A 13488-nucleotide genomic window follows, 5' to 3' on the forward strand; every position below is an offset into this window, starting at 1 on the left:
GAACGGGCACCCCCGCACACACGAGATCGACGAACTGCGTACGAGTATTCGGCGGGAACAACTTGACCATGAAACGCTCCTTCAAGAAGAACGTTGCTGCCACCATATGACTTCGCCGCAGAAAATCGAGCCACAATTACCCACTCGAACGCGGTTTTCAGTACCCGACGGCGAAGTTCTCGCGGTGGTGCTTCGGGTTTTCGATCTCGTCGACGAATGCCACCCCGAGGTCGCGGCCAGAGATGAAGGACTCCCCCGCCTCATCGGTCACGAGCACCGGGCCGCCGTCGCGGTAACTCCCGGTGCGCTCCCCCGGATTCCAGACGCCGAAGCCGCCGGCGGGGTGCACGAAGAACCAGTCCTTGCCGCTGGCATCCGCTTGAAGATCCTCGAGCACGCCAATCGCCTCGAAGGCCTCCGCCTGGAATTCTTCGGGGAAGCCCGAGTCGATGACGCGTGCACCACCGGGCGCCACCAGGCTTCCGCCCGCTCCGCCGACCACACCGAGCCGTACGCTGTCCGGCAGCGCCGCGAACAGCTCAGCGGTTGCCTGACGAACTTTACCGACCATGTCCCCGCGCGGCGAAAGCGCTTGGACGACCACATCGACCTCACCGATCTGCGTCATGAGCGTCGGAACATCAAGGATCGTGCCCTCGAGATATGTCGCGCCCTCCACGCGCTCAGCCGGGGCCGAACGCGCCACCGAGACGACCGAATGACCGCGCGACACCGCCTCAGCGACGATGTTCGATCCGGCGTAGCCGGTTCCTCCGATGACAGCGATGCGGGCCATGTGTTCTCCTTCTGAGCGGATGCTTCATGGACAGCATCCGCCGTCGAAGGTTTATTCCGCGGCCTGCTGCGCTCGCGCAGTGGCGACCTGGTACAGCGCCACCGATGCGGCGATACCGGCGTTCAGCGACTCGGTGGCAGCCGAGATCGGGATGGAGATGATCTGATCGCAGTTCTCGGTGACGAGCCGCGACAGTCCCTTGCCCTCTGAGCCGACGACGATGACCACCGGGCGATCAGCAAGCTGGAGCGCCGGCAACGAGACGTCGCCGCCACCGTCCAGTCCGATGACGAAAACGCCCTGTTTCTTGAATTCCTTCAGCTGCGTGGTGAGATTCGTCGCCATGGCGACGGGGAGGCGTGCTGCAGCCCCTGCACTCGTCTTCCATGCCGCCGAGTTCACTCCGGCGGAGCGGCGCTGCGGCAGGATGATGCCATGGCCGCCGAAGGCAGCCGTGGAGCGGATGATCGCTCCGAGGTTGCGCGGGTCGGTGATGCCATCCAGCGCGACGAACAGCGGGAGCTCCCCCCGGTCGATGACCTTCTCGAGCAGATCCTGCGGGTGCGCGTATTCGTACGGCGGCACCTTGATGGCGACACCCTGGTGCACGCCGTCGAAGCCGGCCATCCGGTCAAGCTCCTGACGGGTGACCTCCATCACGGGGATACCGCGGTTCGTGGCGATCGACAGCATCTCCTTGACACGGTCATCCATCTCGACGCGCTGGGCGATGTAGAACGCCGTCGCCGGGATCTTCGCCCGCAGAGCCTCGAGGACGGAGTTACGACCGGTCACATTCTCGGTGTCATCGCCGGACTTCGCCTTGGATGAGCGGTTCGGGTTACTTCCCGATGCCGGGCGTCCGCCCCGTGCAGCACCCGCTGCGGGACGAGCCTTGCCGCCGGCCGCTGCAAAACGCTCATTGGCCGCCTTGCGCTTGCCGGCGACGTGCCAGGCGCGGTCCTCGGCCTTCGGCGTCGGTCCACGTCCCTCAAGCGACTTGCGCCCGAGTCCGCCGGTGCCCTTGGGAGCACCCTTCTTCTTGCTGTTGCCCGCTCCGGGGCGAGGTGGCTTAGCCATCAATACTCCAATGAGTTCCGGCCGGAGTGTCCTCCAGCGTGATTCCTGCGGCCGCGATCGCGTCTCGAATGCGATCCGCCGCCGCCCAGTCTTTGTCGGCTCGTGCCTGAGCCCGTTGTGTGATCATCGCCTGCACGAGGGCGTCGAGAGCGGATGCCTCGGCTCCTCCTGCGGCGGCTTCAATTGCGCCGTCGAATCCGAGCACCTCGAGCATTGCGGCGAGCGCTGCAGCTGCCTGAACGGCTGCAGCGGTGTCACCGGCGTCCAGCGCCGAATTTCCGGCCCGTACCGCCTCATGCACGGCGGCAAGCGCCTGCGGCACGCCGAGATCATCGTCCATCGCCATGGCGAAAGCCTCCGGAAGCGTCCCTGGAACCAACACGGCAGGATCGGCATCCGCTGCCCGAAGCACACGCTGACGGAACATCTGGATGCGTCCGAGGGCAGCTTCTGCCTCGGCGTACGACGAAGCCGTCAGATCAAGGCTCGACCGGTAATGCGCGGCGGCGAGGGCGTACCGGATCACGAGCGGGTCATGCTCAGCGAGCACGTCAGCCGCGAGGGTGAAGTTCCCCAGCGACTTCGACATCTTCTGACCGCCGACGGTGACCAGCCCATTGTGCAGCCAGTAGCTCGCGAATTCTTCGCCGGCGGCAGTCGACTGCGCCAGTTCGTTCTCGTGATGCGGGAAGCGCAGGTCGAGACCGCCGCCGTGGATGTCGAAGGCGGATCCGAGGTAGCGCTTCGCCATGGCCGAGCACTCGATGTGCCAGCCCGGGCGGCCGGCTCCCCAGGGCGACTGCCAGGTCGCATCAGTAGGCTCGCCGGGCTTCGAGCCCTTCCACAGGGCAAAGTCCTGCGGGTTGCGCTTGCCGCGCGGGTCCGCGTCTTCGGCGGCTTCCATGGCATCGATCGTTTGATGCGTCAGTGCACCGTAGGCACTCCATGAGCGCACATCGAAGTAGACGTCACCGGAGCCATCCGGCGCCGGGTAAGCGTGGCCCCGCTCAATGAGCGTCGTGATGAGTTCCTGCATCTGCGGAATGGATGCTGTTGCCCGAGGCTCGTACGTCGGCGCAAGAATGCCGATACCGGCATAGGCCGCCGTGAACTCCTGCTCCATCCGGTACGCCAGCGCCCACCACGGTTCAGCATCCGTTGCATTGACGAGCACTTTGTCGTCGATGTCGGTGACGTTGCGAACGAAGGTGACCCGGCCGTACTTGCGCACGAGCCAGCGACGAAGAATGTCAAAACTCAGTGCTGCGCGGACATGCCCGATGTGTGGCCCCGACTGCACCGTGGGTCCGCAGACGTACATCGTGATGTTCTCGGGGTCGAGAGGCACGAAGTCGCGCAGCTGCTGAGCGCGGGTGTCGTAAAGGCGGAAAGTCACTGCTCTAGCGTACCGGGGCGCCGCTGAGCAATTACCTATCGGATCGGATGCACCGAGGCGATTGCTGTTGCCGCAATGCCTTCGCCGCGACCGGTGAACCCGAGTCCGTCGGTCGTCGTCGCCGAAACGGAAACCGGCACGCCCCCCAGCGCGGCAGACAGCACGGCCTCGGCTTCTGCCCGCCGAGCGCTGAACCGCGGCCGATTCGCCTGGAACTGCACGGAAACGTTGCCGATCGCATATCCCTCTTCAGCAAGGATCTCGCGGGTGCGCGCGAGGAACACGTCACCGTGTGCTCCGGCGTACTCCGGATGCGCGGTGCCGAAGTGCTGTCCGATGTCGCCGAGCCCGGCAGCTCCGAGCAGGGCGTCAACGATCGCGTGAGCGACGGCGTCACCGTCGGAGTGCCCGGACAGCGCCTGCTCCCCCGGCCACTGAAGGCCGGCTAGCCACAGATCGCCTTCGCCGCCGAAGGCATGCACGTCGGTGCCGATGCCCACGCGGGGAATCGTCGGCACCGCGCTGAAGGAATCGGGTGTGCCGCCAAGCAGGTGCCGCGCGCGGTCCAGATCGTCCGGCGTGGTGATCTTGAATGCCAGCGGCGACCCGGGGACGTGCCGCACCGGGTGCCCGGCAGCAGCGAACAGCGCCGCATCGTCGGTGTACTCGGCACCGGATGCGAGCGCAGCAGCGTATGCGCCGGCCAGCAGCTCGCGCGGAAAACCCTGCGGGGTCTGCGCCGCGGCGAGCTCAGAGCGGTCCACCGCAGCCACGATGCTCTCAGCATCCACTCGTTTGATGGTGTCGATCACGGCAAGTACCGGGATGACACCCGAGGTGTCTGTGACCGCTTGCGCGACAGCGTCGATCTGCGATGACGGGGTCAGCGCCCGTGCCGCATCGTGCACGAGCACGGTGGTGATGTCGCCCCACAGCGCGCGGAGACCAGCAGCGACCGATTGCTGGCGGGTCTCGCCGCCGACAACGACCCGGCCGAGGTCTCGCCGGTCGCCGGCGGCCTCGATCAGTACGGTCTCGGCATCACCGGCGCGCTCGGCGGGCGCGACGACGATCACCTGCGCGGGGCCCGCGGCAAACACGCCGTCGAGCGCGTGGCGCAGAACGGATCGCTCATCGATGCCGACGAACGCTTTGGGCGCGCCGGCACCCAGCCGCGAACCAGAACCAGCTGCGACCACGATGATCGCGGTCGTTGGCACAGGAAGGAGAGTCACCATCCCAGGCTACCGCCGCCCGAGAGCCGCCCGAGAAAGGAACTGCGGCATGAGAAACGTCGAAGAACGATGTTTCTCATGCCGCAGGATGTTTCTCGCGACGCTGCTACTTAGGAGGCAAGAACCTCGTCAAGAATGACGCCGGCCTTGTCTTCGTCGCACTTCTCAGCGAGCGCAAGCTCGGAGATAAGAATCTGACGCGCCTTCGCAAGCATGCGCTTCTCACCAGCGGACAGGCCGCGGTCCTGATCGCGGCGCCACAGGTCGCGGACGACCTCGCTGACCTTGATCACATCGCCAGAGGCGAGCTTCTCAAGGTTCGCCTTGTATCGGCGAGACCAGTTGGTCGGCTCTTCCGTGAACGGCGCACGAAGTACCTCGAACACCTGGTCGAGCCCCTCCTGGCCGATGACATCGCGAACGCCGACCAAATCGACGTTCTCGGCGGGCACCTCGATGATCAAGTCACCCTGGGTGACGTTGAGCTTCAAATACTTCTTCGTCTCGCCCTTAATGACGCGATCCTTGACCTCGATGATCGTCGCAGCCCCATGGTGCGGATAGACGACAGTTTCGCCAACCTCAAAAAGCATAAAATCGTGTCCTTTCGGCAACCTCCAGAATACCACAGGCGACATGCGCTAAGGTTTGCCCCCGCACGGTTCCCGAGCTACCTCTCCGATACCCATACAATGGATACGGATATCCCAAAGTCTTCAGGAGGACTCGTGAAAACGCGCCTTGTAGTGTCAGCCGCCCTCAGCGCCCTTGTTCTTCTCGGCGCGACGGGATGCACCTTCATCACGCCGCAGGCGACATCTATCGATCCGTACAACGTGTCTGACGGTGTCGGCGTTCCTGACTCCGATGGTCCGCTGCAGATTCGCAACGCGATGGTCATCGCCACCGACGACGGATCCACCGGAAACCTCATCGCAGCGATCGTCAACGACACCGAAGACAACGCGACCCTCACGGTCGAGATCGAAGGCCTCGAGCCGCTGTCGGTCCGCGTCGAAGCCGGCGACACTGTGAGCCTGGGCGCGAACGCCGACCCGCTGCGCATCGACGGCCTCGACACGAAGCCCGGCGCCACGGTCGAGATGTACTTCCAGTCCGGTGACGCCACCGGCGCTACCGCTGAGGTTCCCGTCCTCGACGGCACCACGCCCTACTACGCAGACTTGGTTCCGCAGGAGGACTGATCCGCTCCTGCTGAACGCAGAAGAGGCCGACACCCGATGGGTGCCGGCCTCTTCTGCGTTCAGCTCAGCCTTCGAAGCGGTAGCCCAGTCCGCGAACGGTCACGAGCATGACCGGCTCACTCGGACTCTCTTCGATGCGCGAGCGGATGCGCTTGATGTGCACGTCAAGCGTCTTCGTGTCGCCGAAGTAGTCGCTGCCCCACACCCGATCGATCAGCTGACCGCGCGTGAGCACACGTCCGGAGTTGCGCATGAGGAGCTCGAGCAGCTCGAACTCCTTCAGCGGCATATTGATCTCCTCGCCTGCGACGGTGACCGTGTGCCGGTCGATGTCCAAAGCGACACGGCCGCCCTCGAGAACCCGTTCGTCGACGTCGCTGTCCGCCTGCACCGCCCGGCGCAGCACTGCACGCATGCGCGCAAGTAGCTCCCGCGAGGAGTACGGCTTGGTGATGTAGTCATCGGCTCCGAGCTCCAGCCCGACGACGATATCCACTTCGGAATCCTTCGCGGTGAGCATGATGATCGGCACCGCAGATGTGGACCGGATCTGACGGCACACTTCGGTGCCGGGCATCCCGGGAAGCATGAGGTCGAGCAGGACTACGTCGGCGCCTCGCTCACCGAACGCGGCAAGTGCTCCGGGTCCGTCTTCGGCGATGTCCACCTCGTATCCCTCTCGGCGCAACAGGTAGGCGAGCGGGTCGGCGAGATCGGGTTCGTCCTCGACGATCAGGATGCGGGTCATGCAGTCTCTCCGTTTCGGACGCGCACGGGTACGGCCTGCTTGGCCGCCTTGCGCACGCGCTTCTTCTTGGTATTGCGGTCGTCGGTGTCCCCCAGCGCCGGGGCTTCGACGCGCGGCAGCGCCATGGTGAACGTAGAACCGCGACCGGGGCGGGACCACAGCCGCACTTCACCGCCGTGTCGCTGGGTGGCGTGCTTCACGATCGACAGGCCGAGCCCCGTTCCGCCGGTCCGGCGCGAGCGGGCTTCATCCGCGCGGTAGAACCGCTCGAAGATGCGCTCCCGGTCGGACTCGGTGATTCCGATTCCCTGGTCCGAGACGGCGATCTCGACCACGTCGCCCTCGATGCGCACACCGATGCCCACGCGTGATTCCTTGGGCGAGTACACGATGGCGTTCGCTATGAGATTACTCACCGCCTCGATGAGGATCTGCGCGTCACCGCGGACGTACGCGCCGCGGTCACCGCCGCGCAGAAGTTCTACCCCGGCCGAATCTGCCTGGACGATGTGCGCCTCGATCGAGGAGGTGATGACCTCATCGAGGGCAACCGGGCTGAAGTCGGTGATCCCATCAGCTGCCTGCAATCGCGACAGGCTCATGATGCGCCCGGTGAGCTGGCCGAGACGGGCCGCTTCGGCTGAGATACGCGAGGCGAAAATGCGCACCTGCGCGGGATCATCGGCTGCCGATTCGATGGCCTCGGCGAGCAGACTCACCGCACCCACCGGAGTCTTCAGCTCATGACTGGTGTTGGCAACGAAGTCGCGGCGCACCTGATCCAGTCGCTCCTGCTCGGTGACGTCCCGGATGATGAGGAGGGTCAAGCGTGACCCGAGAGCGCTCGCCCGTGCAGACACCAGGCGCGGATCCAGGCTGACACCAGGCCGCGTGATGCGCATCGTCTCGGTATCGGTTGCACCGGTGGTGCGCACCGTGCGCACCAACTGTCGCAGCTCCAGGTTGTCGAGGGTCGCTCCGACGTCGATGCCGAACCGTGCGGCGGCCTGAGAGCTGCCGAGGACGAGTCCGGAAGCGTCGATGATGCAGGCGGCATCATCCATACTCTCCAGCACCTCGGCTGCACCATGGGGAACATCCCCTGAGGCTTCCTGAGCCACTCTGGCGCGGACGCGATACGCCCACACGATCAGCACCGACAGGCCCACACCGATGGCGAGGCCCACAGCGAGTGCGAGCAGCGCAATCTGCGGGGTGGTCATACTTACAGCGTAGGCGTCATTCACCTCCGCTTCGGCGGGTTTCCGCGGCAGATCAACGAACGGAGAACTAGTATTCACCTATCGGGCACCATTCGTTAACCTTCAACGAAGACAATCACTGAGGGCCGTTGCACGTCTTTCCACGGCCGCCGGACCCGCCCGAGTTCCGAATGAAAGGTTGCGCCGCACATGCGCGAAGTCTTCCACCAGTCCCTTGAGGATCTGCAGTCCCGTCTCGTGGAGATCGCCGACCTCGTCACGGTCTCCATCGATAAGGCCACCCGCGCCTTTGCCACCAGCGATGTCTCGCTCGCAGAAGAGGTGATCGCCGACGACCCGATGATCGATGAGCTCGCAGTCAAGCTCGATGAGTTGGCGATCGAGATCCTCGCCCGCCAGCAGCCGGTCGCCCGCGACCTGCGCATCGTCGTGTTCGCGCTGCGCGTCAGCGCCTCCCTGGAGCGCATGGGCGATATGTCTGAGCACATCGCCCAGCTCGCCCGCCTGCGCTTCCCTGAGCGTGCCATCCCCAAGGGGCTCAAGAGCACCTTCACGAAGATGGGCGAGAAGGACGTCGAGGTCGCGCGCACCCTGTCAGAGCTGCTGCGTACGCAGGATCTGCGTCTGGCCGACGACATCCGCAATGCCGATGATGAGGTCGATGAGCTCCACGCTCGAGTGTTCGAAAAGGTGCTCAGCGACAATTGGAAGGGTGAGGCCGGCGCAACAGTCGACGCCACCCTCGCCAGCCGTTACCACGAGCGCTTCGCCGACCACGCCGTCGCCATCGCGAAGAAGGTCGTTTACCTTGCCACCGGCGACTGGGCCGTCGACGAGGAAGACATCGCCCTCGCCGCGGCCGAGATCGCATCCGAGGACACCGGAAGCAGTGGCCTCGCCTGATCTTCCCCGCACGATAGCCGAAACCCCGGGTTCCTCACGAAGGAATCCGGGGTTTCGGCGTAGAATGGTGGGTTACTTCTTACCCTGCGAAGCCACAGCAGCGGCACCGGCAGCGGCGGCTTCGGGGTCGAGGTAACGGCCAGGACCGGTGGGGACGTTGTTCTCGTCGAGTTCGTAGACCAGCGGGATGCCGGTGGGGATGTTCAGCTCGGCGATGTCCTCGTCACTGATGCCATCGAGGTGCTTGACAAGCCCGCGCAGCGAGTTGCCGTGCGCCACGACGAGCACAGTCTTGCCCGCCTCGAGGTCAGGAACGATCGAGCTCTCCCAGTAGGGCAGCATCCGGTCGATGACGATCTTGAGCGACTCGGTGCGGGGCACCTCGCCGTCGATGTCGGCGTAGCGCGGGTCGTTCACCTGACTGAACTCGCTGGCGTCGTCGAGCAGGGGCGGCGGCACATCGAAGGAGCGACGCCACAGCTGGAACTGCTCCGGGCCGAACTCCTCCAGCGTCTGTGCCTTGTCCTTGCCCTGCAGCGCACCGTAGTGACGCTCGTTGAGGCGCCAGGAGCGGGTCAGCGGGATCCACAGCCGGTCAGCGGCGTCCAGCGCGATGTTCGCCGTCTGGATGGCGCGGCTGAGCAGCGAGGTGTGCAGCACATCGGGCAGCAGGCCGGATTCGGCGAGGAGCTCACCGCCGCGGCGCGCCTCGTTCTTTCCCTTTTCGGTGAGGCGGACGTCCACCCAGCCGGTGAAGAGGTTCAGTTCGTTCCACTCGCTCTGGCCGTGGCGGAGCAGGATGAGGGTGCGCGTCGCAGTCATGCCTCCAGTCTATCGAGCCCCCTCGCTGCCGATGCCAGAATGGTCGTATGGCGTCATCTCCTCTCGGACACCCCACCAGGGGAACGACGGGGACCAACCGACTCCGCCGCAACGACCGCTGGATCGCGGCATCCGACGCTTTCCGACGGGCCAGCGACCCGCTCGTCATCGACCTGGGCTACGGCGCCAGCGGCGTGACCGCGTTCGAACTGGCCACCCGACTGGCGAAGGTGCGATCCGACGCCGAGGTCATCGGTTTCGAACTCGATCCCGAGCGGGTGGCCACCGCGCGCCGCCAGCTCGAGGACGTCCGCGCCGGACGGACCTCGTTCGCCCCCGATCTGCGTGTCTCGTTCGCGCGCGGCGGCTTCGAGGTGCCGCTTGCCGCCGGACGCCGCCCCGCGGCGATCAGGGCGATGAACGTGCTGCGCCAGTACGACGAGTCGGACGTCGCACAAGCGTGGCGTTCGATGACCGCACGTCTGGCCCCCGACGGGATGCTGTTCGAGGGCACCTGCGATGAGATCGGCCGGATCTCCAGCTGGGCCGATGTCTCACCCACGGGCACCCCGGTACGATTCACGATCTCACTGCGGCTGGCTGAGCTGGAGCATCCCGGAATCGTCGCGGAGCGGCTCCCGAAAGCGCTGATTCATCGCAACATCCCCGGTGAGCGCATCCATGACCTGCTGGTCGATCTGGATCGCGAGTGGGAACGGGCGGCCGCGCTGTCGACGTTCGGTTCGACCCAGCGTTTCCTGGCCGTGGTGAAGGCTCTGAAGGATCAGGGCTGGCCGGTACTGGGCGACCGTACCCGTTGGCGCCTGGGCGAGCTCACCGTGCCGTGGAGTGCCGTGGCACCCGCCGCTCATTGAGCCGGCCGAGATGCCCGGCCACCCGCGAGAACTTACCGCCTGTCAGCCCCAGCGCTCGGTGAGCCAGGCAACACCGGCGAGTGCCTCGCTGCGCTGGAATGCACGCAGCGTCGGCATGCTCGGCGGCGCAGGCAGACGGGCCTGATCGAACCAGCGGCCGACGATGCCGGCGAGCATCGCATCAACCTGGGCGTCGGTGGTCTCGGCGAAGAGCGGATGCGTGCGCAGCAGTTCCTCGGCATCGATCGGCTCACCGCGCAGACGCGCGTCGAGCAGATAGGGGACGCCGTCCACCCAGCGGGCGCCCACAGCAGCCCACGGCCAGTCAATGAGCCACGCCCGTCCACTCGGATCGATGATCACGTTGTCGGCGCGCACGTCGAGATGCAGCAGATGCTCGCCATCGACCGCCTCGCACACTCCGGATGCCGCGTCAGCCAGCCTGTCGAACGATGCGACGACCCAGTCCGGCAGATCAGCACCCGTGCTGTCTGCCGCCAGAGCCTTCCAGCTGTCGCGCTCCGAGACGAACTCGTCCGCGGCTCGAGGGAGGGCTTCCAGTGCAGTGCCGGTGACGACCGGCAGCGTGGCAAAGGCGTCAAGGATGGCGACGAGGTCGCGCCCGTCAGCGGGCTCACCCGGATGACGTCCGTCGATGTCTTCGATGATGAGGCCGATCGTGTCATCATCACGCCAGGATCCCAGCAGGCGTGGTGCGTCGACGGTTGCCGGAAGAGCCGCCATCACGACGAGCTCGCGCGCGTGCAGTTCGAATGCGCCGGGGTTGTGGTCGCGCTGGATCGCCTTGACGAACGCTCGGCGTCCGTTCGCCGCGACCAGACGATCAGCGCTCCCCGGAGAGAATCCGCCCGCCTGGCTGGTCGCCGAGCTGATCGGTGCGCCGAGGATGCGCTCGCTCTCGGCTCGCAGGCCTGCGGGGAGGTCTTCCCATCTCGTCCGGGTCTTAACATCATCGAGCATCCGACAACGCTATCGCGGCGGGGACTATGCCTTACGCGGGTCCTGGCCCTCAGCGCGGCGGGACAGTCGCGTCAATCGCGGCACATCAGCGGTCGCTCCGGCGTCTGCGGGAACGATGACCTGCTGCGCGGCAGCGATGTCGGTGCCATCGGAGTGCACGACGAGATCTCCGGCCGGCGCACGACGCGACAGGATCGCCAGCGCGATCGGGCCGTCCTCGTAATGGCGGGCGGCCGAGGTGATCTGGCCGACCTCCTTGCCGTCTGCGAGAACGGATGCCCCGGGCTCGGGCAGCACGTCATCGCTGCCATCCAACTGCAGCGCTGCGAGGCGACGCGGCGGATGCCCGAGGTTGTGCACCTTCGCGACCGTCTCCTGCCCGCGGTAGCAGCCCTTGTTCATGTGCACGGCGCTGCGGATCCAATCCGATTCGTGCGGGAGTGAGCGCTCATCGACCTCGCTCACCCAGCGCGGGCGCCATGCGGCGATGCGCAGGGCCTCGGCGGCCAAGATCCCTGCGACGCCGATGTCTGCTGCGCGCTGCGCGACGGATGCCGCAGCATCCCCATCAACGATCGCGACGTGCCAGTTGTACTCGGCGGCCGGGTGCGACGTCACGTTCGCATACTGGTGACCGCCAGCCTGCACCGCCGTCCACGGGTCGCTCCACAGCAGCGATAGGCCGTTCGGCGCCAGGGCGATCTCACGCAATGCGCTCTCGCCGCCGCCGCCGCCGAAGAAGCCCAGCAGACCGAGTTCCGGACGCAGCGTCACGGTCACGCGCGAGCGGAACACCATGCGTCCCAGCCAGGCCGCCAGCGGCTCAGCATCCGCAGCATCCGCGATCAGCCACACGGACGTGCCATCCTCGAGAACGCCGGCGGCGTGCTCGACTCGGCCCTGCGGGTCGAGCACCAGCAGCTCCGTGCTGTCACCGGGTGCAAGGCGCGCAACCGACTGTGAGGTGATGGAATCCAACCAGCTGAGCCGGTCCTCACCCGCGACCTCGATCACGGTGCGATCGCCGAGCGGTGCGACGGCCGAACCGCTGACCAGCCGGCGCTGCTCGCGCATCGGGTCGCCGAAGTGCATGATGACGCCGCCGGATTCGACCGCACCAGCAAGCCCGGCAAACGCCGTGGTCAACGCAGCGGCGCTCATACCCGCGCCAGACGTGCCGAAGCGTGCGAACTCATCTCAGCGCCGAGCGCCGCGATGTCCCAGGCCCAGAGCAGATGCCCCTCGACCAGGCCGTACATACGGCTGGCGGCGTTATAGGCCTTGCCACCGGCACCACGGATGACCGCATCGGTGCCAATGTCGATGCGCGGGCCGTTGGCCTCGCCGAGATAGAGCTCGAGAGTGCCATCGGAGTGCGCGATCGACACTTCCAACGGGAATCCGCCGGATTCCAGACGCAGCTCCTCGACGTCGTGAACCGTGCGCGCGGCTCCGGCGGCGCTCGGTGGCAGCAGTGCGGGACCGGCATCCGCCGCGGTCGCCGGACGCGCCAGACGCCAGAATCCGCTCTCAGCGACGAGTGGGACCGCGGCTTCAGCGCCGTCGGTGTTCATCGAAGCGGTGGCCGCATAGTTCAGGTACCCGACTCCGTCATGGCTGAAACTCACCCGATGGGTGAACTCGCCCTGGAATCGGTGGTCGCCCGCGGTGTACTCGATGACTCCGGTGCCCTCCCAGACCCCGATGAGCCAGCTCAGCGGGGCGAGGTCTGCCGGAAGATCAGCGGGAAGCTCGAGCACGGAATCCTCGGTCAGCGCTGGCCGCGGAAGAGGTTGCGTAGCACGACGCCTGCGACGAAGACGATCGCGAGACTCGCAAGGCCCAGCAGACCGATGAAGAAGAGTTCAAGAGCGACGAGATCCATAGCCCCACTCTACCCCCGCTGCCACGGATGAAGACGAAGCTGTGTTACGCAGGCACGAGGGCGGCGAGCGCGAAGCCTGCCGACACCACACCCAGAAGCAGCAGCGCGCCGGTCACACTCACCGCGAGCCGGAAGATGAAGCCCTTCGCCTGGCCGTACCAGAGCTGCACGGCGAATGACAGCAGAATCGAGCCGCCGAAGGCGACGAGCAACCATTGCACCTGCCAGATCTCCGGCACGAAGATGCCGATGGCGATGGCAGCGGCAAGCGCGATAGCCCAGACGATGAGCACACCGCTGAGCGGGCTGCGTGGCGCGAGAGCGGGTTCCGACATGAGT

15 protein-coding genes are annotated in these 13488 nt (G+C 66.0%); 3 read left to right on the top strand and 12 right to left on the bottom strand.

Annotated elements, in window-relative coordinates; genetic code table 11:
* Nucleotides 1-157 precede the first annotated feature (157 nt).
* From ACSS7Z_RS13840 to ACSS7Z_RS13860, 5 genes are all read right to left on the bottom strand, one after another.
* Nucleotides 158-796: an NAD(P)-dependent oxidoreductase gene (locus ACSS7Z_RS13840; RefSeq protein ID WP_438255455.1), complete on the bottom strand. Its 639-nt coding sequence runs from the start codon at nt 794-796 to the stop codon at nt 158-160.
* A 51-nt stretch (nt 797-847) separates the two neighbouring features.
* Entirely contained in the window at nt 848-1876 is a 1029-nt protein-coding gene (gene rlmB, locus ACSS7Z_RS13845) for a 23S rRNA (guanosine(2251)-2'-O)-methyltransferase RlmB (RefSeq protein WP_438255456.1), read from the bottom strand.
* A complete protein-coding gene (cysS, locus tag ACSS7Z_RS13850; RefSeq protein WP_438255457.1) occupies nt 1869-3272 on the bottom strand; it encodes a cysteine--tRNA ligase in 1404 nt (467 codons plus the stop codon). The genes rlmB and cysS overlap by 8 nt, the downstream gene beginning before the upstream one ends.
* A 35-nt stretch (nt 3273-3307) precedes the next feature.
* The gene (ispD, locus tag ACSS7Z_RS13855) at nt 3308-4507 is read right to left on the bottom strand and encodes a 2-C-methyl-D-erythritol 4-phosphate cytidylyltransferase (protein WP_438255458.1); all 1200 of its coding nucleotides are present in this window, start codon (nt 4505-4507) and stop codon (nt 3308-3310) included.
* 110 nt (nt 4508-4617) lie between these two features.
* Nucleotides 4618-5100 carry a CarD family transcriptional regulator gene (locus ACSS7Z_RS13860; protein ID WP_438255459.1) on the bottom strand — a complete coding sequence of 161 codons (483 nt, stop codon included), beginning with the start codon at nt 5098-5100 and terminating at the stop codon, nt 4618-4620.
* A 135-nt stretch (nt 5101-5235) separates the two neighbouring features.
* Between ACSS7Z_RS13860 and ACSS7Z_RS13865 the strand changes: the two genes are divergently transcribed.
* A complete protein-coding gene (locus ACSS7Z_RS13865; protein ID WP_438255460.1) occupies nt 5236-5712 on the top strand; it encodes a DNA modification methylase in 477 nt (158 codons plus the stop codon).
* A 64-nt stretch (nt 5713-5776) separates the two neighbouring features.
* On the opposite strand, the gene ACSS7Z_RS13870 is transcribed toward ACSS7Z_RS13865, so the two are convergent.
* Entirely contained in the window at nt 5777-6460 is a 684-nt protein-coding gene (locus ACSS7Z_RS13870; protein WP_438255461.1) for a response regulator, read from the bottom strand.
* Nucleotides 6457-7683: a sensor histidine kinase gene (locus tag ACSS7Z_RS13875; protein WP_438255462.1), complete on the bottom strand. Its 1227-nt coding sequence runs from the start codon at nt 7681-7683 to the stop codon at nt 6457-6459. The genes ACSS7Z_RS13870 and ACSS7Z_RS13875 overlap by 4 nt, the downstream gene beginning before the upstream one ends.
* A 189-nt stretch (nt 7684-7872) precedes the next feature.
* Here ACSS7Z_RS13875 and phoU point away from each other — a divergent pair, with 189 nt between their 5' ends.
* Nucleotides 7873-8586, top strand: a complete 714-nt coding sequence (gene phoU / locus ACSS7Z_RS13880) for a phosphate signaling complex protein PhoU (protein WP_438255463.1) — start codon at nt 7873-7875, stop codon at nt 8584-8586.
* Between the two features lie 72 nt (nt 8587-8658).
* Here phoU and ACSS7Z_RS13885 read toward each other — a convergent pair whose 3' ends face one another.
* Complete coding sequence (locus ACSS7Z_RS13885) at nt 8659-9408, bottom strand: phosphoglyceromutase (protein ID WP_438255464.1); 750 nt, start codon at nt 9406-9408, stop codon at nt 8659-8661.
* A gap of 47 nt (nt 9409-9455) precedes the next feature.
* Here ACSS7Z_RS13885 and ACSS7Z_RS13890 point away from each other — a divergent pair, with 47 nt between their 5' ends.
* A complete protein-coding gene (locus ACSS7Z_RS13890) occupies nt 9456-10283 on the top strand; it encodes a class I SAM-dependent methyltransferase (RefSeq protein WP_438255465.1) in 828 nt (275 codons plus the stop codon).
* Nucleotides 10284-10325: 42 nt separating this feature from the next.
* On the opposite strand, the gene ACSS7Z_RS13895 is transcribed toward ACSS7Z_RS13890, so the two are convergent.
* The 4 genes from ACSS7Z_RS13895 to ACSS7Z_RS13910 all read right to left on the bottom strand — a co-directional run bounded on the left by ACSS7Z_RS13895 (nt 10326) and on the right by ACSS7Z_RS13910 (nt 13484).
* On the bottom strand, nt 10326-11264 hold the full coding sequence (locus ACSS7Z_RS13895; RefSeq protein ID WP_438255466.1) for a phosphotransferase family protein: 939 nt from the start codon (nt 11262-11264) through the stop codon (nt 10326-10328).
* Between the two features lie 24 nt (nt 11265-11288).
* Complete coding sequence (gene ygfZ / locus ACSS7Z_RS13900; protein ID WP_438255467.1) at nt 11289-12425, bottom strand: CAF17-like 4Fe-4S cluster assembly/insertion protein YgfZ; 1137 nt, start codon at nt 12423-12425, stop codon at nt 11289-11291.
* A complete protein-coding gene (locus ACSS7Z_RS13905) occupies nt 12422-13024 on the bottom strand; it encodes a nitrobindin family protein (protein WP_438255468.1) in 603 nt (200 codons plus the stop codon). Before ACSS7Z_RS13905 ends, ygfZ begins: the two co-directional genes overlap by 4 nt.
* 169 nt (nt 13025-13193) lie before the next feature.
* Nucleotides 13194-13484 (bottom strand): hypothetical protein, encoded by a 291-nt coding sequence (locus ACSS7Z_RS13910; protein ID WP_438255469.1) that lies wholly within the window; start codon nt 13482-13484, stop codon nt 13194-13196.
* Nucleotides 13485-13488: the final 4 nt, after the last annotated feature.

Origin of the sequence: Microbacterium wangyouchuni (assembly GCF_051546305.1) — a bacterium.
In the GTDB taxonomy this organism is placed as follows: domain Bacteria; phylum Actinomycetota; class Actinomycetes; order Actinomycetales; family Microbacteriaceae; genus Microbacterium.